At 75.7% G+C, this 20,718-nt stretch carries 21 protein-coding genes; 12 read left to right on the top strand and 9 right to left on the bottom strand.

What is annotated here, in order from left to right; genetic code table 11:
• Positions 1 to 179 precede the first annotated feature (179 nt).
• The gene (locus tag ACIQBJ_RS15270; protein ID WP_400709035.1) at positions 180 to 734 is read left to right on the top strand and encodes a peptidase inhibitor family I36 protein; all 555 of its coding nucleotides are present in this window, start codon (positions 180 to 182) and stop codon (positions 732 to 734) included.
• A gap of 118 nt (positions 735 to 852) precedes the next feature.
• Here ACIQBJ_RS15270 and ACIQBJ_RS15265 read toward each other — a convergent pair whose 3' ends face one another.
• The gene (locus ACIQBJ_RS15265) at positions 853 to 1,203 is read right to left on the bottom strand and encodes a 5-carboxymethyl-2-hydroxymuconate Delta-isomerase (RefSeq protein WP_400709032.1); all 351 of its coding nucleotides are present in this window, start codon (positions 1,201 to 1,203) and stop codon (positions 853 to 855) included.
• A gap of 109 nt (positions 1,204 to 1,312) precedes the next feature.
• Between ACIQBJ_RS15265 and ACIQBJ_RS15260 the strand changes: the two genes are divergently transcribed.
• Together ACIQBJ_RS15260 and ACIQBJ_RS15255 are read left to right on the top strand one after the other, a co-directional pair.
• Positions 1,313 to 2,383, top strand: a complete 1,071-nt coding sequence (locus ACIQBJ_RS15260; protein ID WP_400709029.1) for a hypothetical protein — start codon at positions 1,313 to 1,315, stop codon at positions 2,381 to 2,383.
• Between the two features lie 139 nt (positions 2,384 to 2,522).
• Entirely contained in the window at positions 2,523 to 3,119 is a 597-nt protein-coding gene (locus ACIQBJ_RS15255) for a hypothetical protein (protein ID WP_400709026.1), read from the top strand.
• Between the two features lie 42 nt (positions 3,120 to 3,161).
• Here ACIQBJ_RS15255 and ACIQBJ_RS15250 read toward each other — a convergent pair whose 3' ends face one another.
• Together ACIQBJ_RS15250 and ACIQBJ_RS15245 are read right to left on the bottom strand one after the other, a co-directional pair.
• Complete coding sequence (locus ACIQBJ_RS15250) at positions 3,162 to 4,562, bottom strand: oxygenase MpaB family protein (protein WP_400709023.1); 1,401 nt, start codon at positions 4,560 to 4,562, stop codon at positions 3,162 to 3,164.
• Positions 4,563 to 4,734: 172 nt separating this feature from the next.
• Entirely contained in the window at positions 4,735 to 5,589 is an 855-nt protein-coding gene (locus ACIQBJ_RS15245) for a DUF4253 domain-containing protein (RefSeq protein WP_400709020.1), read from the bottom strand.
• Positions 5,590 to 5,750: 161 nt separating this feature from the next.
• Between ACIQBJ_RS15245 and ACIQBJ_RS15240 the strand changes: the two genes are divergently transcribed.
• Positions 5,751 to 6,401 (top strand): lysophospholipid acyltransferase family protein, encoded by a 651-nt coding sequence (locus ACIQBJ_RS15240; RefSeq protein ID WP_400709017.1) that lies wholly within the window; start codon positions 5,751 to 5,753, stop codon positions 6,399 to 6,401.
• A gap of 175 nt (positions 6,402 to 6,576) precedes the next feature.
• Here the strand turns inward: ACIQBJ_RS15240 and ACIQBJ_RS15235 are convergent, their stop codons facing one another.
• Positions 6,577 to 7,320 carry a GNAT family N-acetyltransferase gene (locus ACIQBJ_RS15235; protein WP_400709014.1) on the bottom strand — a complete coding sequence of 248 codons (744 nt, stop codon included), beginning with the start codon at positions 7,318 to 7,320 and terminating at the stop codon, positions 6,577 to 6,579.
• Between the two features lie 43 nt (positions 7,321 to 7,363).
• Positions 7,364 to 8,362: a phosphotransferase family protein gene (locus tag ACIQBJ_RS15230; RefSeq protein ID WP_400709011.1), complete on the bottom strand. Its 999-nt coding sequence runs from the start codon at positions 8,360 to 8,362 to the stop codon at positions 7,364 to 7,366.
• A 188-nt stretch (positions 8,363 to 8,550) separates the two neighbouring features.
• Between ACIQBJ_RS15230 and ACIQBJ_RS15225 the strand changes: the two genes are divergently transcribed.
• A complete protein-coding gene (locus tag ACIQBJ_RS15225; protein WP_400709008.1) occupies positions 8,551 to 9,585 on the top strand; it encodes an NlpC/P60 family protein in 1,035 nt (344 codons plus the stop codon).
• A gap of 67 nt (positions 9,586 to 9,652) precedes the next feature.
• Here ACIQBJ_RS15225 and ACIQBJ_RS15220 read toward each other — a convergent pair whose 3' ends face one another.
• Positions 9,653 to 10,573, bottom strand: a complete 921-nt coding sequence (locus ACIQBJ_RS15220) for an EamA family transporter (RefSeq protein ID WP_400709005.1) — start codon at positions 10,571 to 10,573, stop codon at positions 9,653 to 9,655.
• An 81-nt stretch (positions 10,574 to 10,654) separates the two neighbouring features.
• Between ACIQBJ_RS15220 and ACIQBJ_RS15215 the strand changes: the two genes are divergently transcribed.
• The 3 genes from ACIQBJ_RS15215 (at position 10,655) to ACIQBJ_RS15205 (ending at position 14,246) form a co-directional block, all read left to right on the top strand.
• Entirely contained in the window at positions 10,655 to 11,530 is an 876-nt protein-coding gene (locus ACIQBJ_RS15215; RefSeq protein WP_400709002.1) for a LysR family transcriptional regulator, read from the top strand.
• A 206-nt stretch (positions 11,531 to 11,736) separates the two neighbouring features.
• Positions 11,737 to 13,059, top strand: coding sequence for a bifunctional o-acetylhomoserine/o-acetylserine sulfhydrylase (locus ACIQBJ_RS15210; protein ID WP_400708999.1), 1,323 nt, complete (start codon positions 11,737 to 11,739; stop codon positions 13,057 to 13,059).
• Positions 13,056 to 14,246, top strand: a complete 1,191-nt coding sequence (locus tag ACIQBJ_RS15205; RefSeq protein WP_400709782.1) for a homoserine O-acetyltransferase — start codon at positions 13,056 to 13,058, stop codon at positions 14,244 to 14,246. Before ACIQBJ_RS15210 ends, ACIQBJ_RS15205 begins: the two co-directional genes overlap by 4 nt.
• A 47-nt stretch (positions 14,247 to 14,293) precedes the next feature.
• On the opposite strand, the gene ACIQBJ_RS15200 is transcribed toward ACIQBJ_RS15205, so the two are convergent.
• Positions 14,294 to 14,716 (bottom strand): DUF350 domain-containing protein, encoded by a 423-nt coding sequence (locus tag ACIQBJ_RS15200; protein ID WP_400708996.1) that lies wholly within the window; start codon positions 14,714 to 14,716, stop codon positions 14,294 to 14,296.
• 148 nt (positions 14,717 to 14,864) lie between these two features.
• Here ACIQBJ_RS15200 and ACIQBJ_RS15195 point away from each other — a divergent pair, with 148 nt between their 5' ends.
• On the top strand, positions 14,865 to 15,203 hold the full coding sequence (locus ACIQBJ_RS15195; RefSeq protein WP_400708993.1) for a hypothetical protein: 339 nt from the start codon (positions 14,865 to 14,867) through the stop codon (positions 15,201 to 15,203).
• A 5-nt stretch (positions 15,204 to 15,208) separates the two neighbouring features.
• The gene (locus tag ACIQBJ_RS15190; protein WP_400708990.1) at positions 15,209 to 16,438 is read left to right on the top strand and encodes a glutathionylspermidine synthase family protein; all 1,230 of its coding nucleotides are present in this window, start codon (positions 15,209 to 15,211) and stop codon (positions 16,436 to 16,438) included.
• A 71-nt stretch (positions 16,439 to 16,509) separates the two neighbouring features.
• Here ACIQBJ_RS15190 and ACIQBJ_RS15185 read toward each other — a convergent pair whose 3' ends face one another.
• The gene (locus ACIQBJ_RS15185) at positions 16,510 to 16,761 is read right to left on the bottom strand and encodes a hypothetical protein (RefSeq protein ID WP_400708987.1); all 252 of its coding nucleotides are present in this window, start codon (positions 16,759 to 16,761) and stop codon (positions 16,510 to 16,512) included.
• Positions 16,762 to 17,021: 260 nt separating this feature from the next.
• On the opposite strand from ACIQBJ_RS15185, the gene ACIQBJ_RS15180 reads away from it, so the two are divergent.
• Both ACIQBJ_RS15180 and ACIQBJ_RS15175 read left to right on the top strand, forming a co-directional pair.
• The gene (locus ACIQBJ_RS15180; protein WP_400708984.1) at positions 17,022 to 17,180 is read left to right on the top strand and encodes a hypothetical protein; all 159 of its coding nucleotides are present in this window, start codon (positions 17,022 to 17,024) and stop codon (positions 17,178 to 17,180) included.
• A gap of 6 nt (positions 17,181 to 17,186) precedes the next feature.
• Positions 17,187 to 17,435 (top strand): hypothetical protein, encoded by a 249-nt coding sequence (locus ACIQBJ_RS15175; protein WP_400708981.1) that lies wholly within the window; start codon positions 17,187 to 17,189, stop codon positions 17,433 to 17,435.
• A 264-nt stretch (positions 17,436 to 17,699) separates the two neighbouring features.
• On the opposite strand, the gene ACIQBJ_RS15170 is transcribed toward ACIQBJ_RS15175, so the two are convergent.
• Positions 17,700 to 20,549, bottom strand: coding sequence for an AAA family ATPase (locus ACIQBJ_RS15170; RefSeq protein ID WP_400708978.1), 2,850 nt, complete (start codon positions 20,547 to 20,549; stop codon positions 17,700 to 17,702).
• Positions 20,550 to 20,718 lie beyond the last annotated feature (169 nt).

Genomic DNA, 20,718 nt, shown 5'->3' with positions numbered 1-20,718 from the left:
CGAGCCCATCATTTCGCCCATCAGTTCGACGGGTGAAAAATCTCCCTCGGGGGCGACGCTTCAACAATGAATCATCACGCCATGTAGCCGAGGCCGCCGCCCGAGTGACGGAATGCCCCGAAATCCGACGGTTTGCGTACCTGCCCGGGCGGGGCCTCGTTGGGCGGGGCATGAAGAAGATGATCACTGGCGCGTCGGCGGGACTGCTGCTCCTGGCCGCCACCGCGGCGACCGCGACTCCGGCGGGAGCGGCGACCGCCCAGCGCTCCGGCGCCCACATGACCCGCGGACACGGGGTGGCGGCCTGCCCGGCGGACGCGTTCTGCCTCTACGAGCACGAGGACTACAACGACCGGGAGACCGGCCAGATCTGGATCTTCCAACAGGAGAAGACCCGCAGCACCCCTCGCCTGGACCTGACCCGGACCGGCGCTGTCGGCTTCGGCCGCTCGGCCGTCGCCAACGACACCGACTTCGTCACCATCCGACTGTCTCCGAACACCTGCAGCACGGTGCACAACCCGACCCGGGACTGGGAGTACCTGATCTTCCTGCCCGCCAGCGGCAACCCGGAGCGCACTGCCCGCCGCCCCGACCTGAACGGCGCCAAGGGAATCCACCACACCGCCCGGGAGATGGACGACCAAGGCCGCCAAGTGATCTCCGGCCGCACCCTCGACCTGGACAACCGGGGCCGCTGCCTGCTCTTCGACGAATCCACCCCCGGCCTGTGACCCGACCGACATCCCCCAGCTGAAACGATTCTGCCCGGTCGGCCGAGAACCCGACCGGGCCCTCTCCCCCACACCCCGCGCGGAGCCGCCCACACGGACCTCCCGCGCCCGCGCGAGGTCACTTCCCGTCGTGGTGGACGAAGAGGTAGGTCTCCCGGTCGAGTTCGGTGATCTCCACCCCGAACGCCACGGGCACCCGGACGTACGCCCGCAGCAGGTCCGTCACCGCGGCCGAGAGCTCGGCCCTGATCGCGGTGCTGCGCCCGGCCAGGATCTTGATCTCCACCAGCACCACGGCCTCCCCCGACGCACCGTCACCGACCAGGTGCCGCAGGGCCGGGCGCACCAGCGTCTTGCACGCGCCGATCGGGGCGTCGATCACCGTCGGGATCAGGGCGTGCACCTCCGCGGCGAAGGCGAGCGCGTCGAAGTCCAGGCCCGGGGAGTGGTCGATCAGGATCTGCGGCATGGTGGCGCGCCTCTCGGGACGACGGCCCGCCCGGGGCCCTCCCGGGTGTGGCGTCCGTGATCGAGAACATAGCCCCCGCGACCCGGCCCGCGACAGGCATACTGGCGCAATGTCCGACCATCGCCAGCCCGATGCCATCGAGCCCCCGGACCCGTTCGAAGGACTGGTCCTGGACGAGGAGTTCGTCCGCTCCGCCACCGTGAGCGAGCCGTCCGCCCGGGCGCGAATGCTGGCCGAGCGCTGGCGCCGGGAGCCCCCGGTCGACCCGGGCGACCGGCGTCGGCCCGCCGAGGACCCGGCCCGGGCCCGGCGCACCGGGCGGCTGCGGTGGCCGCGCCCGGGCCGCGACCGGTCGGACGACGGCGACTACGGGGCTGGCGTGTACCGCCGCCCCGGCCTGCGGGGCCGGTTCGGGGTGCTCAGCCGCGGCGAGCAGTGGTCCGCTGTCCTGGGCGTGCTGATCGTCCTGCTGGTGGTCGGCGGGGTGCTGTTCGGGCCGAACCGGGCGCACACCCCCCAGGTCGCGGCCGACTCCGCCCGGGTGGGCGCCCCGCGCACCGCCGCCGACCGTGCGCTCTCCGGCGGCGGCGTGTTCGCCGGCAGCGCGTGCGGTCGGCACGGCTACCACCGCTTCCCGGACGCCGCCCGACCGACCGGGCCGGAGGGCGGGGCCGGACCGGCGATGGTCCTCGGCGCCTACGGCCACCAGCGCCTCGACGCCTCCCTGCCGGGCGAGTTCACCTTCGACCTGCTGCTCACCGGCGGCTCCGGCCCGCTGACCCTGGCCGCGCCGCTGGGGCGGGACGGGGTCGCGGTCGAGATCGAAGGCCCGGACGGGGTGGTCGCCGCCGCGTACGGACTGCCCGCCGAGGTGTCCGGCGCGAGCCGTCTGCCGGACGGCGGCGGCTGGCTGGTCACGGGCCCGACGGGCGCCTCCGCCCACGTCGTCCTGCCGGAGGCCGCGCTCTGCCCGGGGGTGGACGCGCAGGCGCTCACCTCCGGACTCATGCTGCCGACCGACGCGAGCCGCACCATCACCGGGCCCGCCCCGTACACCGTCACGGTCTCGATCTCCGACCCGGAGATCGCCGAGGCCCGCCGCACCACGCACGCGCAGTCCTCCGGCCAGGTGCTGGCGGCCACCAACCAACTGTCGGCCGCGACCGCGCAACCGGTCTGACCGGCCCGCTCCCCGCTCCCTCCCGGAACCCGGGCAGACACGGAGCAGCCCTTCCCCGTCCACTTCCCGCCCCCTTTCCCGCATGCTTCACTGACTGACCGTCAACTACCGGAAGGCCGCCGAACGGAGTCGCCCCGCCGTGTCTCCCCGCCCGCGCCCCGCCGCCGTCGCCGTCCTGCTCTGCGCACTCGCCCTGTCCGCCACCGGCTGCTCCGACGACGGGCCGCCGACCCGGCACGTCCAGATCGACTGGGCCTCCCACTACACCGACGTCAAGGAGTTGGACGCGCACAGCGACCTGGCCGTCGTGGGCGTCTTCCACCAGGACCTCGGCGAGTCCACCGACGCGGCCGGCATCACCCGCACCGACTTCGGCTTCTTCGTCCAACGCCAGCTGTCCGCCCACGGGGGCAGCCCTCGGACGGGCGGCACCCTGATCCGCGTCCGCCAGAACGGCGGCCGTGCCGTCCGGGTCGAGGACGACGCCCTGTTCGTGCTCGAGCAGCACGCCGTCCTGTTCCTGCACCGGATCGAGCCCGACGTCTACGCCGTCGTGGGCGGCCCGAACGGGCGCTTCGACCTCCCCCCTCCGCCACCCGGCACCAGCTCCCTCCAACCGTTCGACGACGCCGTGGTCGTTCCGTACAACGACGAGACCGCCCGCTTCAGCGGCAGCATCCGGACGCTGGCCGCCCTGCTCGACCCGGCCGCCAGCACGCCCCTGCCTTCCCCGTGACCACCGGACCCAGGCCCGAGCCCCGACCCGGGCCGGAGCCGTTCACGCCCGGCCGAGCAACTGGGTGCCGGCGACGCTGCCGGTACGGGCGGTGAAGAACCCGGTGAAGCCGCGGACGAACTCCTCCTCGGTGATCCGCCCGTCCCCGTCGGTGTCCAACTGCTGGAACCCGTCGGCGAGTTCGGCGGGATGGACGCGCGAGCCGCCGAACAGCGTGCGGTACTCGTCCGCGTGGAGCAGGCCGCTGCCGTCGAGGTCGGCGGCCCGGAACATGGCCCGGACGGCGACGTGCAGGCCCGCCTCCAGGTAGTGGGGGTCGCGGTCGATGCCGGCGAGCATCGCGGTGACGAACTCCTCGCAGGAGATCTCGCCGTCGCCGTCGGCGTCCATGGTGGCGCGCAACTGCTGCCACCAGGTGTCGAAGGCCGCGTGGACGGCGTCCTCCCCGGCCTGGTCCAACTCCAGCGGCCAGCAGACGTTGTGCGCCATCGCCCGGAAGTCGGCGGAGGTCAGCCGGCCGTCGCCGGTCTGGTCCATCACCTGGTGGTAGAAGGCGGCCAGCCGGGCGGGGCGGTCGTCCCGCCGCCGGGTGCGGGTCGGGCGGGGCGGGGCGGCGCTCCGGGCCTCGGCCCGCTCCCCGTCGGACAGCGTGCGGTAGCGGAGCCGGTCGGGCAGGTGGAGGGCGACCACCCGCGCCCCGCGGTGGACCGCCCAGGACAGCGCGGCGGCGGACCGGCCGCGGGGCAGGCCGAACTTGGCCCGGAACTCGGGCGGCAGGTCGGCGAGGGTGAGCGCGGTGACGAACCCGCCGACGAGGCGCCGCAGCAGCGGCCAGGCGGGACGGAGCCGGCCGAGCCGGCGCGGGGCGGGCGCCCGGGTCAGGACGGTGAACAGCATGTCCTGGGCGGCGTCGGTGAGTTCGAGGGTGTCACGGATGGTCTCCCGGAGGTAGCCGGGCACGTCGGCGGCGGTGGCCGGGAACAGCTCGTCGGGCAGTTCGAAGGCGGCGCAGACCTCGCGGAACTCGGTGTACAGCTGGTCGAGCCGGGCAGCGGGCAGCGGGCGGCCGGAGAGCGTGCCGAGCGCGGTCATCGCCTCGTAGAGCGTGACCAGCACCCAGACCCGGACGGCGGGGTCGAGCGCGCTGTAGGAGCGGCCGAGGTGGTCGGTGCCGTTGACCCGGCGGTGGCTGCGTTCGAGGCGCTGGACCTCGCGGCGCAGGGCCTCCGCGTCGGAGAAGAAGAGGCGGCGGCCGCTGTCCATGGTGTGCTCGATCCGCCGCCAGGGGTGGTTGCGGTAGGTGGAGAGCCCGTGGACGCCGGCGCCGACGGCCGGGTGGGCGTTCTGCAGCACGAGCAGCCGCCAGGCGACCAGCGCGATCCGCCGCTCGCCCAGGGTGCGGCGCAGCATCGAGTCCGCCCCCGGTCGGGTGGTGTCCGTCATCCCCGTCCTCCTCTCCGCCCGCGGCGGTCAGGTGCCGATCGATCACGGTCACCCTAGAGGCGGTTCGGCCTCGAACTTGCTTGCGAACGAACCAAACCACCCGGGCGGGGGAACCCTGAGCCCGTTCTCCACTCGCACGGGTGGTTCGAGTCTGATCGAAATTGACGGGCCGTCAGTCCCACCAGAACGACCACTGCCCGGAGCCGACCAGGCCGGGGGCGTACTCGGCGAGGGAGCCGGAGCCCTGGAAGATGTTGTCGGGGCAGAAGGCGAGGTGCTCGGCGGCGACGTGCAGCGCGGCGGCGAGGTCCGCGGGCGGGGCGGCGACGCTCAACTCCAGCTCCGCGAAGCCGACCTGGACCACCCGGGCGCCGAACCGGCGCTCCCAGTCGAGCAGCACGGCGGAGACCTTGGCGATGTCGTCCTCGTGGTTGACGGGGCCGGTCCACCCCAGCGCGGTCAGCGCCCGCGCGCCGGTGGCGGCCGGGACCAGGCCGATCCGCAGGCCCTCGTCGGCCCCGTTGGCGAACAGCTGGCGGGCGAGCGCCCGGGCGGCGTCGTCCGGGTCCCGGACCGGCACGCCGGCGGGGGCGGGGCCGGGCCAGTCGGACGTGAACGGGGCGATGCTGCCGTCGAGTTCGACGCGCTCCTCGGGGTCGAGCGGATCCCCCTCCGCGTCGAGGGTCACCGAGTACTGCCAGCCGGTGCGCAGCAGCGCGGCGGGGTCGTACCAGTCCGGCTCGCTCGCGGAGCGGGGGTCGAGCTCCCCGTTCGCCCAGGGGCGGAACTCCTCGTCCACCTTGAGCGGGGCCAGCAGCAACGGCCAGAGCCCGCTGGCCGGGTGGGCCCGGTGCAGCTGCTCCCAGAGCCCCTGCGGGGCCTCCGCCCCGCTCATCCAGAGCACCGGCTCGGCCTCCCGGTCGCCGAACTCCGGCCTCACCAACCGCCCGGCCGGCAACAACCCGGCCACCGTCTCCGGATTCCCCTCCGGCGACAACCGACGCAGATCCCGCAGCACATCGCTCATGCGAACACGCTATCGACCGGCACCGACAGTACCGGCAGCACCGGCACGTCCGGGGTTGAGTACCCGGGCTCAGGCCGGACGGCGCGGGGCGGCGGCACAATGGGCGGGCCGCCCGGGGCCGCCCGGCCCGGCCGCCGATCCCGAGGAACCGAGAGCCACCCATGCTGAGCGCCGTCGCCCGCACCGTCGTCCCGATCCTCGGACGGCTCACCGTGACCGCGGACGAGGACGCGGTCCTGGCCCCCGGCAGCATCGTCGCGCCCAACCACTCCTCCCTGGTCGACCCGGGCGTGGTGCTCGCCGCCGTCCGGCGCCTCGGCGTCGAACCGGTGGTGCTGGCGACGGCCGGGCTGTGGCGCGTCCCGCTGCTGGGCGGCGCGCTGGTCCGCGAGGGCCACATCCCCGTGCACCGCGGCACCGAACGGGCCGCCGAGGCCCTGGACGCGGCGGCCGACGCGCTGGCCGCCGGCCGGATCGTCGTGATCTACCCCGAGGGCCGCCTGCCCCGCCGGGTGGACGCCGCCGACAGCCCGCCCGGCCCCTTCCGCACCGGCCTGGCCCGGCTCGCCGCGCACGGCGCCCCCGTCGTCCCCCTCGGCCAGGCGGGCGCCCGCCGGATCAGCTCCGGCTCCACCGCCAAACAGCTCGCCGGCGTCCTCACCGCGCCCCTGCGCCGCCCCGCCGTGCACGTCCACGTCGGAGCGCCCCTGACCCTGGACGGCGACACCGCCACTGCCACCGCCCGGGCGCACGCCGCCGTCACCGCCGCCTGGCGCACCGCCTCCACCCACCTCGCCACCGGCCGGAACTGACGCCCTCCCAGCCACGCACGACCGCCCCGACGCACCCGACCACGCCCCGACGGATCACCGCTGCGCAGCAATACCCGGCGGGCCGCAGACCGATCCGAACCGCATCAGCCCGTCACCACCGCACCCCCGCCACCCACGACCGGCTTCCCGCCCATCCACCTCCCGCTCCGGCGGATCACCGCTGCGCGGCGGCGTCCAACGGGCGGTAGGCCAGCCCGAACCGGCGGTAGAGGCGGATCGCGGGCACGTTCCACTCGTGCACCATCAGCGCGGCGCGCGGCGCGCGCTCCAGGAGGCGGGTCAGCACGAGCCGGCAGGCGGCTTCGGCGTGGCCGCGGCCCCGGCCGTGCTCGGGGTCGGCGACGACGCCGGCCAGCAGGCCGACCGCGGGGGCGGACCAGGCGTCGGCGGCGAGGGCGGTGAGCCGCCCGCCGGTGCCGCGCACCCCGGCCCAGGCGGTCGCCCCGGCCCGCCGGGGGTGGGCGTGCGAGTCGGGGAAGTGACCGTCCATCAGCTCGGCGGCCGCCCCGAGGTCGGCCCCGGTCAGCCACTCCGCGACCGCCCCGGGGCCCGCCTCCCCCGCCGCGAGCGGGCCGGTGCGGTCCATCCAGCCGAACCGGCCGCGCAGTTCGAGGCGGTCGTCCCGGGCGACGAGCGCGGCCAGCAGGTCGGCGTCGCCGAGCGGCCGGTAGCCGGGGCCGACCAGGTCGATCACCTCGGCGAGCAGCGGCGACAGCTCGTCGACGGGGCCGCGCACCGCGATCCGGTCGCGGCCGGAGAGCGCGGGGCAGGCCACGGCGACGGCCCGCCCGCGCGTCCAGGCCCGGGCGCCCCGGGTGAGGCCCTGCCCGGCCCAGACCAGCAGGGCGTCGTCGTCGGAGGCGGCGCGCAGGTCCTCCGCCGCGGTCAGTTCGAACACGGGTCGATCCTGCCCCACCCACCGCCGTGCCCCGGCCCCGGGGTCAGGCTCCGGCGTCCCCGTAGCGGTCGAGCAGCCCGGCGACGTACTCCTCCAGGCGGTCGCCGAGCACCTGCGGGGTGAGGTCGGTGCGGCCGAGTTCGCGCCAGGGGACGGCGACCTTCTCGGCGTCCGGCGCGAAGGCGAGCGCGTCGAGCAGCCGCCAGTAGAGGTGGTCGGCGGGGTCGTCCGCGAGGGTGCCGCCGGCGGCGGTGTAGCGGTCGGCGAAGGCGAGGCCGTGCTCGGGGCCGTACAGCAGGGCGTGCGCGGTGGCGCAGTGCGCGACGTCCAGGTCGGCGGGGCCCCAGGAGGTCTCCACCCAGTCGACGACCCCGCTGATCCGCAGGCCGCCGTCACCCGCGTCACCCGCCCCGTCCGCCCTGTCCGTCCCGTCCGCCGCGCCCTCGTACAGGAGGTTGCCGGGGTGGTAGTCGCGGTGCAGGAAGCACGGGCGGTACCGGGGCGGATGGCGGTCGATCAGCGCGACGGCGCGGGACCAGAGCGCGGGGCGGGTGGTGTCCGGCGGCACCGCGACCCGTTCGGGGGCCGTCCAGGGCTGGTAGTCGCGCGGCCGGGTGGCGTCGGTGACGCCGGTGCGGTGGATCTCCAGCAGTTGACGGGCCGCCAGGTCGGCCCGGGCCCGCGCACCGGCCGGCTCCAGGCGGACGCCGCCGGGCAGCAGCGTCATCAGCAGCGAGGGGTGCTCGCCGTGCGCGCCGGCGGCGTCCACGGCGACCAGTCGCGCGGCCGGGACGCCGCCGGGGGCGAGCAGGCGCAGGATCGCGGCCTCCCGCCCGAGCAGCCCCTCGGCGTGCTGGACGAAGAACGGCTTGACGAAGGAGCGCAGCACCAGCGTCCGTTCGCCGTCCGGTCCGGTGACCGTCAGCCGACGCATCTCGGACGTCCAGCCGCCGCGCAGCGTGGTCACCTCGGTGATGTGCTCGTCCCGCCCCAGCCGGTCCGCGACCCAGGCCGCGGTCCGCTCCCCGATCATCTCAGTCATATGTGACACCTTACTCCTCCCCGCCTCCCGCGCCGTGATGTCCCGTCAGCGTCCCACCTGGGGAAACGACTTCGACCAGGGGCGAAAGTGGACGGGAACCCCGGGGCTTGATTACGGTCTGGCATCAAACCGATGTTCGGACCGTCTTTTCATCCCACCGGTCCGGCGTGGAGCAGAAGGAGCCTGCCGTGGCCTCCCACCGCCGTCCCAAGCAGCCGAGCCGTGCCCGGGTGTCCGTGCTCACCGGCGCCGCCGCGACCGCGGTCGCCCTCTCCGCGCAGGTGAGCGCGCACGCCGCGCCCGCCCAGCCGGGCAAGGACGAGGTCAAGGCGCAGGTCGACAGACTGACGGAGGAGCAGGAGCAGGCCGCCGAGAAGTACAACGGCGCCAAGGAGCGGGCCGACCAGCTGCGCAAGCAGGCCGACCAGCTGCAGGAGCAGCTGGCCCGTGGCCAGCAGCAGCTGAACGACCTGGCCACCGGCCTGGCCGCCGTCGCCGGGGACCAGTACCGGCAGGGCGGCGTCGACCCGTCGATGGAGCTGATGCTCTCCGCCGACCCGGACGCCTACCTCGCCCGGGCCGCCTCCTTCGACCAGGCCGCCGGCACCCAGGCCGACACCCTGAAGGCGCTCAAGGACCAGCAGCGCCGGCTCGACCAGCAGAAGCTGGAGGCCGCCGACGTACTGGCCGAACTGGACGGCCAGACCCAGCTGCTGAACAGCGCCAAGAACGACGTGCAGGCCAAGCTCCGCGAGTCGCAGCAGTTGCTCGGCCGGCTCGACGCCGCCGACCGGCGGGCCGTGCTGGACGGCGACGGCGCCGCCTCGCGCAGCGCCGAGCGGGTCGACCCGTCCACCCTGCCGCCGGCCAGCGGCGCGGCCGCGGTCGCCGTCCGGGTGGCGCTGGAGCAGCAGGGCAAGCCGTACCACTGGTCCTCCACCGGGCCGGACCAGTTCGACTGCTCGGGCCTGATGGTCTACGCGTACGCCCAGGCCCACGTCTCGCTGCCGCGCACCTCGCAGGAGCAGGCCACCGTCGGTACCAACGTGGGCAACGACTGGCACAACGCCCAGCCCGGCGACCTGGTGATCTACTACGGCGACCGGCACCACGTCGGCATGTACATCGGCAACGGCATGGTGGTGCACGCCCCGCACTCGGGCGACGTGGTGAAGGTGATGAAGGCCGACGCCATGCCGATCTCCGTGATCCGCCGGGTCTGACCCCGCGCCACCACCGCATCCGCCCCCACCGGACCCGACACGGCCGGACCCGCCGCCGCCGGACGGGTCACCGCCGGACGGGTCGCCGGGTCCGGTCGGGCAGCTGTCCGGCGACGATCGAGGCCAGCGCCAGCGCGAAGCCGAGCAGTTGCACGGCACCGAGGGTCTGGTCGAGCAGCAGCGCGCCGAGCGCGGCGGCCACCAGCGGGGAGAGCAGGCCGAGCACGGCGGCGGCGGTCACCGGCAGGCGGGCGATGCCCTGGAACCAGAGGGCGTAGGTGAGCAGCCCGCCGACCAGACCGAGCCAGAGGTAGCCGAGCGCGGCCCGCCCGTCGACGGCCGGGGGCGCGCCCTCGAACAGGAAGGTCGTCGGGAGCAGCAGGAGTCCGCCGGCGGTGAGCTGCCAGCCGGTGAGGGCGAGCGGGCCGACGCCCTCGGGGCGGCCCCAGCGCTTGGTGAGGACGACCCCGAGCGCCATGCTGGCGGCGCCGCCGAGCCCGGCGGCGATCCCGAGGGCGTCCAGTTGCGCCCGGGGGCCGATCACCACCAGTCCGACGCCGAGCACGCCGACCAGGGCCCACAGCAGCCGCCGTCCGGACAGCCGTTGGCCCAGCACCGGGACGGCGAGCAGGGCGACGGCCATCGGCTGGGCGGCGCCGAGGGTGGCGGCGACGCCGCCGGGGAGGCGTTCGGCGGCGGTGAACAGCAGCGGCAGGAACAGTCCGATGTTCAGCGCGCCGAGCACGGCGGCCTTCCACCACCAGTCGCCGCGCGGCAGCCGGCGGGTGAGGGCCAGTGCGATCAGTCCGGCGGGCAGGGCGCGCAGCAGGGCGGCGAACATCGGGTGGGCGGGCGGCAGCAGTTCGGTGGTGACCACGTAGGTGGTGCCCCAGACGGCGGGGGCGATCGCGGTCAGTGCGGTGCGCGGCAGCGGGCCGGGGCCCGAACGGGCCTGCTGCGCCGGGGCGGTGAGGGTGTTCGCGGTCATGCCGGGAAGTCTGGCTCCGCCGTGAGCGATGAGTCCAACACATGTTTGTCAGCGCATCGATCGCGGTGCACGATGGATCGCATGGAGCTGCAGCAGGTGCGCTACGTCCTCGCGGTCGCCGAGACGCTGAACTTCACCCGGGCCGCCGAGCGCTGCCTGGTGGTGCAGTCCGCGCTCAGCCACCAGATCGCCCGGCTCGAACAGGAGCTGGGGGCGCGGCTGTTCGAGCGGACCAGCCGCCGGGTGCGGCTGACGGCGGCGGGCGAGGCGTTCCTGCCCGCGGCCCGGCAGTGCCTGGAGGCGGCCGAGCGGGCGGCGGCCGAGGTCGCGGCGGCGGTCGGCGAGGTGCGCGGGCGGCTGGCGGTGGGGCTGATCCCGACCGTCACGGCGGTCGACATCCCGGCCGGGCTGCGGGAGTTCCGCGGCCGGCACCCGCAGGTCCGGGTCCGGCTGCGGGTGGGGGCCAGCAACGACCTGTCGGAGCTGGTCCGGCAGGGGGCGCTGGACGTCGCGTTCCTGGGGCTGCCGCCGGGCCTGCGCCCGCCGGGGGTGGCGGTGCGCGAGCTGGCCCGGGGGCGGCTGGTCGCGGTGGTGGCGCCGGACCACCCGCTGGCGGCCCGCCGCCGGGTGCCGCTGTCCGCGCTGGCGGCCGAGCCGTTCGTCGACCTGCCGGCCGGGACGGCCGGGCGGGCGCAGACCGACCTGGCGTTCGCGGCGGCGGGCCTGGTGCGGGACGTGGCCTTCGAGGTGGACGACGCCGCCTACATCCCGCGCCTGGTCGGTCCGGGGCTGGCGGTGGCGATGCTGCCGGCCGGGTACGTCCCCGGGTTGGCGGGCGTGGCGGTGGTCGAGGTGGTGGACGCGCCGACCCGGGTGGAGACGGTGGTGTGGCCGGGCGCGGGGCCGTCCCCCGCCACGGCGGCCTTCCTGCGGCTGCTGGCGATCCCGCCCTCCTGACCTCGAACCCTGTTCGTACGATCATCATTTGATGACCCGTCAGGTGACTCCCGCATGTCCTCCCGTGACGCCGGATGTCCACTCGGGCGATCCGCTGGCGGGCCGCTCCCGGGCCGTGCTTGTCTGACGCCGTGACCGTCCCGCGGCCCTCCCGCGCCGCCGCACCTCCCGACGGTCCCCCGTCCCGCGCGCCCTCCAGGAGCAACATGTCCGAGCAGAGTGCTGTCCCCGTACCCGGCTGGTCCTTCGAGACCCGGCAGATCCACGCGGGCGCGCAGCCCGACCCGGCCACCGGGGCCCGGGCCGTCCCGATCTACCAGACCACCTCCTTCGCGTTCCGGGACACCGCGCACGCCGCCGACCTGTTCGCCCTCGCCGAGCCCGGCAACATCTACACCCGCATCCACAATCCGACCACCGACGTCCTGGAGCAGCGCCTGGCCTCGCTGGAGGGCGGCGTCGCCGCGGTCGCCGTCGCCTCCGGCCAGGCCGCCGAGACGCTGGCCCTGCTGACGGTGGCGGGCGCGGGCGACCACCTGGTCTCCTCCGCCTCGCTGTACGGCGGCACCTACAACCTGCTGCGGCACACGCTGCCCCGGTTCGGCATCGAGGTCGGCTTCGTCGAGGACCCGGACGACGCCGAGGCGTGGCGGGCCGCGATCCGGCCGAACACCAAGGCGCTGTTCGCCGAGTCCCTGGGCAACCCGCGCGGCAACGTGCTGGACGTCCGCGCGGTCGCCGACGTCGCGCACGCCGCCGGGGTGCCGCTGATCGTCGACAACACCGTGCCGACCCCGTACCTGCTGCGGCCGATCGAGCACGGCGCGGACGTGGTGGTCCACTCGGCCACCAAGTTCCTCGGCGGGCACGGCACCACCATCGGCGGCGTGGTCGTCGACGGCGGCACCTTCGACTTCGGCGCGCACGCCGAGCGCTTCCCCGGCTTCACCGAGCCCGACCCCAGCTACCACGGCCTGCGGTTCTGGGACGCCCTCGGCCCCGGCGCGTTCGCCGCCAAGCTCCGGGTCCAACTGCTGCGCGACCTCGGCCCGGCGCTCTCCCCGCACTCCGCCTTCCTGCTGCTGCAGGGCGTCGAGACGCTCTCGCTGCGGCTGGAGCGGCACACCGCCAACGCCCTGGAGCTGGCCCGCTGGCTGGAGCGGCGCGACGAGGTCGCGGCCGTCCACTACCCCGGGCTGCCCTCCAGCCGCTGGTACGACGCGGCGCGGCGCTACCTGCCGAACGGCGCGGGCGCGGTGCTCTCCTTCGAGCTGCGCGACGGCGTGGAGGCCGGGCGGCGCTTCGTCGACGGGCTGGAACTGTTCAGCCACCTGGCCAACATCGGCGACGTCCGCAGCCTGGTGATCCATCCGGCGTCCACCACGCACAGCCAGCTGGACGCCGAGCAGCTGGCCGCGACCGGCACCGCGCCGGGCCTGGTCCGGCTGTCGGTCGGCCTGGAGAGCGTCACCGACCTGCGGGCCGACCTGGAGGCCGGCTTCCGCTCCGCGAAGGGCGCGTCCTCCTGAACCGCGCCGAACCGCCGACCGCCCCCGCGGTCGCTCCCGCAGTCGCCTCCGCGGTCGCCGAACCGCCGGCCACCGGGGCCTGGCGGGACGGCGACCCCGCCGGGCGGCGCCGCTTCCTGGCGCTGCCCGGCCCGCTCGCCCTGGAGGCGGGCGGGGTGCTGCCGAACGCCCGCCTGGCGTACGAGACCTGGGGCACCCCGGCGCCCGACGGCTCCAACGCCGTGCTGGTGCTGCACGCGCTGACCGGCGACAGCCACCTCGCCGGTCCGGCCGGGCCCGGGCACCCGACGGCCGGCTGGTGGGACGCCCTGGTCGGGCCCGGGCGGGCGCTGGACACCGACCGCTGGTTCGTCGTCGCGCCGAACGTGCTCGGCGGCTGCCAGGGCTCCACCGGCCCCGCCTCGGCCGCCCCCGACGGGCGGCCCTGGGGCGGGCGGTTCCCGTTCCTGACCCAGCGCGACCAGGTCGCCGCCGAGACGGCCCTCGCCGACGCGCTCGGGATCGGGCGCTGGGCCCTGGTGGTCGGCGGTTCGATGGGCGGGATGCGCGCCCTGGAGTGGGCGGTGACGCACCCGCGCCGGGTCGGGGCGCTGCTGGTGCTGGCCACCGCGGCGGCGGCCTCCGCCGAGCAGATCGCGCACGCCTCCGCCCAACTGCACGCCGTCCGGGCCGATCCGGGCTGGCACGGCGGCGACTACCACCACCTGCCGCCCGGCGCGGGCCCGCACCGCGGCCTCGGCCTGGCCCGCCGGCTGGCCCAGCTCACCTACCGCAGCGAACCCGAGCTGGCCGCCCGCTTCGGCCGCGCCCCGCAGCCGGGCGAACACCCCTGGCGGGGCGGCCGGTTCGCCGTCGAGTCCTACCTCGACCACCACGCGGCCAAGCTGGCCCGGCGCTTCGACGCGGGCAGCTACGTGGTGCTCAACGAGGCGATGAACGCGCACGACCTCGGCCGGGGCCGCGGCGGCACCGCGGCCGCGCTGCGCCGCGTCACCGCCCCCGCGCTGGTCGCCGCCGTCGACTCGGACCGGCTCTACCCGCCCGCCCAGCAGGCCGAACTCGCCGCCCTGCTCCCGCACGCCGACGCGCCGCGCACCCTCGCCTCCCGCTACGGCCACGACGGCTTCCTGCTGGAGACCGCCCAGGTGGCGCCGCTGTTCACCGAGCTGCTGCCGCCACCCCGCTGACGGGAACCTGCCGACGGGCCCTGTCGGCGGAGCCTGCTGACGGCTGCTCAGGCGATCGACGCGGCGACGATCGCGGCGGCCGCCAGGTTGCAGCTCGCCGAGACCCACACCGCCGGGTGCGGCTCGGTGGAGACCAGGATCGCGCCGAGCCGGCCCGGTGTCAGCAGGTCCAGCAGCCAGAACGCCAGCGCCATCAGCAGCAGGCCGAGCACTCCGAAGCAGAGCGTCGACACCAGGCCCTTGCCGAAGTCGTCGTAGGTGTACCGGATCGCGGTGTACACGATCCCGCCGACGCCCAGCAGCGCGGAGCTGAGCAGCACCGCGGCGTTCCGGTTGCCCTCGGCCCAGATCAGCCGGCCGAGCCGGCCCGGGGTGAGCACGTCGATCAGCGCGTAGCCGAGCAGCAGGAGCAGCAGGCCGACCAGGCCGTAGACGGCGGCCGCGCCCAGGCCGTGGACGATGTCGTTCATCCGTGGGACTCCCCGGAGGATCGGGCGGCGGCCGTCCGCGACCGCGCCATGGTCAAGGATCGGCAAAAGATATCCCATTTCCCTGGCGTCCCCTCAGGTTCTGGGGTCCTCACCCGTATCATCCGGCCCGCGCGTACCATGGTCCGCCATGACACCGCCGCCTTCCGTTCCCGCCGGCCCGGGGCAGCCGATCCCGGGCGGGCGCCGCCGCTCGGGCTTCGTCAGCCTGGGCATGGTCGGCACGCTCGCGCTGACCCTCTCCGGCTGTTCCTCCTCGGGCAGCACGCCGAGCCGCTGCGTCGACCCGACCACCCTGAAGGTCCTCGACCAGCACTCCTGCACGGCGGGCGGCGCCGGCGCGGGCCGCTGGTACTACTGCGGCTACGGCACCGGCACCGCCAGTGGCGGGACCTTCGACAAGGCCGCCACCAAGCGCGGCGGCTTCGGCTGCCCCAGCGGCAGCGGCAGCGGCTCGGGCGGGGGCTGATCGCGGTGCGCCGCCACACCGTCGCCCCGCGGCCCGATTGGCTGGCGACCGTCGAGTCGCAGGGCCTCGTGTACGCGATGTGCTCCGACCCGTGCAACCAGGGCGGCCCGCACCCCTACTGGGACGAGAGCGCCTACTACGAGTTCTCGCTGCCCGAGGTCGAGGCCCTGGAGGAGGTCGTCGAGGAGCTGCACGCACTCTCCCTCGCCGCCGCCGAGCACGTCGTGCGCACCGGCCGCTTCGCCGACTTCGGGATCACCGACCCGCGGCTGGCCGCCGTGGTCGCCGAGTCCTGGCGGCGGCGCGCCGAGCAGCCCAGCGTGTACGGGCGCTTCGACCTCGCCTACGACGGCACCGGCCCGGCGAAGCTGTTCGAGTACAACGCCGACACCCCGACCTCGCTGATCGAGGCGGCCGGCCCGCAGTGGTTCTGGCTGGAGGACCGCTTCCCCGGGGCCGACCAGTGGAACTCCCTGCACGAGCGCCTGATCGCCTCCTGGGAGCGGCAGAAGCACCTCCTGCCGCCCGGGCCGGTGCACTTCGCGCACTCCCGCGGCGACACCGAGGGCGAGGACTGGCTCACCACCCTCTACCTCCAGGAGTGCGCCGAGCAGGCCGGGCTGCGGACCGTCGGCATCGCCATGGAGGACATCGGCTGGGACGGCCTGTCCGGCCGCTTCGTCGACCTGGAGCACCGCTTCATCCGCTCCGCCTTCAAGCTCTACCCGTGGGAGTGGCTGGTCGAGGACGAGTTCGCGGACCGGCTGCTCGATGTGATCGACCTCGGCGGCGGCACCGGCTCCACGCTGTGGATCGAACCGGCCTGGAAGATGCTGCTCTCCAACAAGGCGCTGCTGGCGGTGCTCTGGGAGCTCAACCCCGGCCACCCCAACCTGCTGCCCGCCTACCTCGACGGCCCCCGCGAACTCGCCGACCCCGACGGCCCCGGCTACGCGGCCAAGCCGCTGCTGGGCCGCGAGGGCGCGGGCGTCCGGATCGTCGAACCCGACGGCCGGGAGACCCGGCTCGCCGACTGGGCGGGCGACCCGGACCGCTACGGCGCCGAGGGGCACTGCTACCAGCAGTACCACCCGCTGCCCGACTTCGACGGCAACCGCCCCGTCCTCGGCGCCTGGGTCGTCGACGGCGAGTCCGCCGGCCTCGGCATCCGCGAGACCGACGACTCCCCCATCACCCACCAGGGCGCCCGCTTCCTGCCGCACCTCATCCGCTGACCCCGCGGCGCCGTCCGCCGGACCGCGGCGCCGGGTGACGGCAGGTCAGCTTCCTTGGCCCAACGGCCTCCTCAGCCCTCCGTGCCCACCGGCCGGGCCGAGCAGGTCCGCTGCGCGGGGATCAGCACGGACCGCCCGACGACCTGGACCCGCCGGGGCGCGGGCCCCTCGCCCTGCGGGGAGATCCGCGCCAGCGAGGCCAGCCGGGACCGGCTGGTCTGCCGTTCGACCGTCCCCCGGCAGCGCGACAGTGCGGCGACCGACTCGTCCGGGGCGGTGAAGTGCTCTGCGGCGTACAGGCGGAAGCGCTCGCGGCGGGTCATCGAAACCTCCTGGGGCGGCCGGTGGCCGGCTCTGGCCGTCATCGGGACGCCTCAAGCAAACCCCCGCCCCACCCACCGAACAATGCGTACCCCCTACCCATCGTCCGACCCGAACTCTGGGTACCCCCACTCCTCGGCCGCGACTACCCAGCCTTCACCTCCCCCGTTGGGTACCACTACGCATTGATCACCACTGCGGGCCACCGGTTAGCTGGGACTTGTTCACGCCCCAGACCCTCAACCCTCACCCGGAGGTCCGGATGACCCGCCGCGAACGCTTCCGTCTCTACGCCAGCGAGCACTTCGCCGGCCTCGCCGACCACTCCGCGACCGGCCGGGACCGGGGCACCGTCGAGCGCCAGACCCGGCGCGCCAAGCTCGCCCGCCTGGCACGGCTCCCGCACCGACCCCGCCCCTGAACCATCATGACGATCACCGCCACCGAGGCCGTCCCGCGCCCACTGCCCAGCTTCGACCTGCCGCTCTGGCTGGTCACCATGCCCACCACCGGCACCACCGGCGCCCGCGGCGAACAGACCTTCGCCGTCCGTGCCGTCACCCACGCCGCCGCCCTCGCGGCCGCCGAGGCCACCGCCTTCGCCCACCCGGCGCTCCGCCACCGCCGCGGCGCCCACATCGACCCCAGCGCCGCGTACGTCACCCTGCACCACTGACCCACCGCCCCACCCCGCCCGCGGCCCTGACCGACCGTCACCCCGCAGGCCCCACCGGCCCACTCCCCGGCCACCCCACCGGCATCGGACCGCCGCCGACCCACCGGCCGACCGGAACTCCCGCCCAGGACCAGGCACCACCCACCCCTGGTCCGCGCGGTGCCCACCTCCCGGACACCCCGACCGCCGCCCGAGCATCCCGCCGCCCCGCGTGACCGCTCCGCCCCCGGCCCGGCCGACGGCCCCGCTCGTCCCTCCGTCCGGTCAGCCCTCCGCCTCCGCCAGAGCCTCCCCGACGTCCTTCCGCCCGACCCCGAGTTTGCGCAGCACGCTCGCCACGTGATGCTCGACCGTGCGCGGCGACAGGAACAGCGCCTGCGCGATGTCCTGGTTGCTGGCGCCCTGCCCGACCAGTTCGGCGACCTGCCGCTCGCGCGGCGACAGCGCCTCTCCGTAGCCGCGCCGCCCGGGCGAGGCCATCCGCCCCAGGCCGAGGTCCCGCCGGGCGTGCTGGCAGCGGGCCGCGTCGGACGCCGCCCCCAGCGTGGTGTACGCCGCCTCCGCGGCGGCCAGCCGCTCCGCCGCGGTCTGCGGGTCGCGCTCGGCGAGGGTCCGCGCCAGCCGCTCCTCCGCCCGGGCGACCTCGTACGGCCGGCCGATCGTGCGCCAGGACTCCCGGGCCTGCCGGTATGCCTCGATCGCCCCGCAGGAGTCGGTGGCCTCCAGCAGGACCCCGCGCGCCAGCTCCAGGCCCGCGTGCGCGGCGGGCGCATCGATCCCGTGCAGGGCGTCGGTGGTCTCCTCCACCAGGTGGCGCGCCCCGTCCTCGTCGCCCACCGCCCGTGCCGTCTCGACCGCGACCGGCAGCAGCTCGGCACTCCGGGCCCAGGCCCCGACCTGCCGCAGGATGCCGATCGCCGGGGCCAGCACCTCGGCGGCGGCCGCCCCGCCGCGCTCCACCAGGTCGAGCCCGGCCAGGCCGGCGGCCGACCGGATCGCGGCGGTGACCTGCGACTCCCGCTCCCCGTAGCGGGCCGCCGAGGTGAACTCGGCGCGGGCCAGTGCCAGCCGCCCGCGGGCCGCCGCCAGCCGGCCCAGCAGCATGGCGCGCTCGGCGGTGGCCATGGCCACGTCCGGGAACTCGGTGCCGAGCGCCTCGAACCGCTCCTCCAGGCCCTGCCAGCGACCGGCCAGCCCGTCCAGGCGCAGCAGGGCGATCCGGCTGTAGCACTCCAGGTAGGAGATCGCGGCCTGCCGGGCCAGGGCGCGGCTCTCCGCGAGCAGCCGTCCGGCCCGCTGGTCGTGGCCGGTCTCCAGGGCGATGTCGCCGACGTTGAACAGGGCGCGGGTGGTCTGCCGGACCAGTTCGGGGCTGCGGGCGTCGCGGGGCAGCCGGTCCAGTTCGGGCCAGAGCTCCGGGTCGCCCTCGCGGGCCTGGAACGTCAGCCGGGTGGCCCGGTAGGCGGCGGCGACCTCCTCGTCGGGTTCGACCTCCAGGGCGGCGGCGGCCTTGGCCATCCGGTCCCATCCGGCCCTCGCACCGCCGTCGCGTTCGTTCATGGCGAGCGCGACCAGGGCGCGGGCCGCCCGGGCCGGGCGCTCGGCGAGTTCGTCCGCGGCCTGCTCTATCTGCGCGAACCCGGCCCGGTCGCCGCCCTGGACGGCGAGGCGCAGGCCCAGGGTCAGCCGGATCTCGCCGCGGTCGGCGACCGGCAGTCTGGGGTCGGCGATGATGCCGGCCAGGGTCTCGGTGCTGGCGGTGTCGTCGGCGGCGTTGGCGGCGATCCCGGAGAGCGCGCGGGCCGCCCGGCCGCGGCGCTCCGGCGCGAGGTCGGACTCGGCGAGCAGTTCGCGCAGCAGCGGCCCGGCCGCCGCGGTGTCGCCCTGCTGCACCGCCTGTTCCGCGGCGGCCTCGGCGGCCTGCTGCCAGACCTCCCGGTCGCCGAGGGCGCGGGTGTGGGCGGCGATGCGGGCCAGCGGCTGCGGTTCCGCGGCCCGGAGCGCCTCGATGGCGCGCCGGTGCAGCGCCGACCGGACGGGGCCCGGTATCCGCCGGTACGCCACCTCCCGGGCGGGTGCCCGGCGGAACGCGTACCTGGCCGGTTCGGGTTCGTCGAGGACTGCCGCCCGCAGGGCCTCGACCAGTCCGGCCGCGACCTGTTCCGCCGGCAGGGCGGCGACCTCGGCGATCAGTTCCTCCGGTGCGGGCCCGTCGAGGACCGCCGCGGTCTCCACGACCAGTCGGCCGTCCGGCCCCAGCCCCGCCAGCCGCTCGGTGATCGTGTCGTGCAGGCCGCGCGGCAGCCCGGCGGCGGCCAGCACGGCCGGCGGGTCCGCGTGCGGGCCGCTCGCCCGCACGGTCGCCAGGTCCTCCGCGACGGCGGCGGGCAGGCCGCCGGAGCGTTCGTGGAGCAGGGCCCCCAGTGCCGGGGCGGTGCCCGGGCCGAGTTCGGCGCGGGCCAGTTCCAGCACCTCGGCCTCGTCCAGCGGCAGGACCCGGAGCAGGCCGCCCGACACTCCCGGCGGGCAGCGGTAGGCCGTCCCCAGTACCGATGCCCCTTCCGGCAGCTCGTCCGCGCGGTAGGTCACCACCAGCGAAAGTCCCGGCTGGGCGTCCCTGGCGAGGACCAGCAGCAGCTCCCGGGTCGCCCGATCGGCCCATTGCGCGTCCTCGACCTGCAGCACGACCTCGCCGAGGATGCCGAGCAGCGCCCGGACCCCCTGCAGGACCCGGTACTGCTCGTTCCCGCCGGTGACGTCCTCCGGGAGCCGGTCCGCCAGGTCCGGCAGCCACGGCCGCAGCGCGCCCACGCTGCGCGGCACCTGCCCGGCCTCGGGCAGCAGCGGACCGCAGCGCCGCAGCGCGTCGAACAGCGGCCCGTACGGTGTCGGCTCGGCCACCGGATGGCAGCGGCCGATCAGCACGCGGTGCGGCGGCACCGCCGCTTCCGCCAGTGCCCGCTCGACCAGGACGGACTTCCCGACGCCCGCCTCGCCCTCGACCAGCACGACCGCCGGAGCGGCCCGCAGGGCCTCGGCCAGCCGTGCCACCTCGGACCGCCGACCGACGAAGGCCGGCGCCCCACCACCGTTCATCACCATCGCGCACCCCATCCGCACACCCGACCCGACCGCACCAACCGGCGAGAGCACGTGCCTGCCATGCGCCCCATCATGCCGTGCCACCTCACGACACCGGTCCCCGCCCACCGCCGGACCGCTGCCCCGCACCACCAGCCGCACCATCACCCTCCGTCCCCGATCCTCCGCACCCGCCGCGCCC

Source organism: Kitasatospora sp. NPDC088391, from assembly GCF_044753345.1.
In the GTDB taxonomy this organism is placed as follows: domain Bacteria; phylum Actinomycetota; class Actinomycetes; order Streptomycetales; family Streptomycetaceae; genus Kitasatospora.
This window is presented reverse-complemented; position numbering and strand designations above follow the sequence as displayed.

Coding starts and splice junctions, on each gene's coding strand:
- ACIQBJ_RS15215 (WP_400709002.1), top strand. CDS start 10,655: ATGGAGCTGCAGCAGGTGCGCTACGTCCTCGCGGTCGCCGAGACGCTG.
- ACIQBJ_RS15180 (WP_400708984.1), top strand. CDS start 17,022: ATGACCCGCCGCGAACGCTTCCGTCTCTACGCCAGCGAGCACTTCGCC.
- ACIQBJ_RS15210 (WP_400708999.1), top strand. CDS start 11,737: ATGTCCGAGCAGAGTGCTGTCCCCGTACCCGGCTGGTCCTTCGAGACC.
- ACIQBJ_RS15250 (WP_400709023.1), bottom strand. CDS start 4,562: ATGACGGACACCACCCGACCGGGGGCGGACTCGATGCTGCGCCGCACC.
- ACIQBJ_RS15230 (WP_400709011.1), bottom strand. CDS start 8,362: ATGACTGAGATGATCGGGGAGCGGACCGCGGCCTGGGTCGCGGACCGG.
- ACIQBJ_RS15200 (WP_400708996.1), bottom strand. CDS start 14,716: ATGAACGACATCGTCCACGGCCTGGGCGCGGCCGCCGTCTACGGCCTG.
- ACIQBJ_RS15270 (WP_400709035.1), top strand. CDS start 180: ATGATCACTGGCGCGTCGGCGGGACTGCTGCTCCTGGCCGCCACCGCG.
- ACIQBJ_RS15195 (WP_400708993.1), top strand. CDS start 14,865: ATGACACCGCCGCCTTCCGTTCCCGCCGGCCCGGGGCAGCCGATCCCG.
- ACIQBJ_RS15265 (WP_400709032.1), bottom strand. CDS start 1,203: ATGCCGCAGATCCTGATCGACCACTCCCCGGGCCTGGACTTCGACGCG.
- ACIQBJ_RS15245 (WP_400709020.1), bottom strand. CDS start 5,589: ATGAGCGATGTGCTGCGGGATCTGCGTCGGTTGTCGCCGGAGGGGAAT.
- ACIQBJ_RS15170 (WP_400708978.1), bottom strand. CDS start 20,549: ATGGGGTGCGCGATGGTGATGAACGGTGGTGGGGCGCCGGCCTTCGTC.
- ACIQBJ_RS15240 (WP_400709017.1), top strand. CDS start 5,751: ATGCTGAGCGCCGTCGCCCGCACCGTCGTCCCGATCCTCGGACGGCTC.
- ACIQBJ_RS15220 (WP_400709005.1), bottom strand. CDS start 10,573: ATGACCGCGAACACCCTCACCGCCCCGGCGCAGCAGGCCCGTTCGGGC.
- ACIQBJ_RS15185 (WP_400708987.1), bottom strand. CDS start 16,761: ATGACCCGCCGCGAGCGCTTCCGCCTGTACGCCGCAGAGCACTTCACC.
- ACIQBJ_RS15175 (WP_400708981.1), top strand. CDS start 17,187: ATGACGATCACCGCCACCGAGGCCGTCCCGCGCCCACTGCCCAGCTTC.
- ACIQBJ_RS15260 (WP_400709029.1), top strand. CDS start 1,313: ATGTCCGACCATCGCCAGCCCGATGCCATCGAGCCCCCGGACCCGTTC.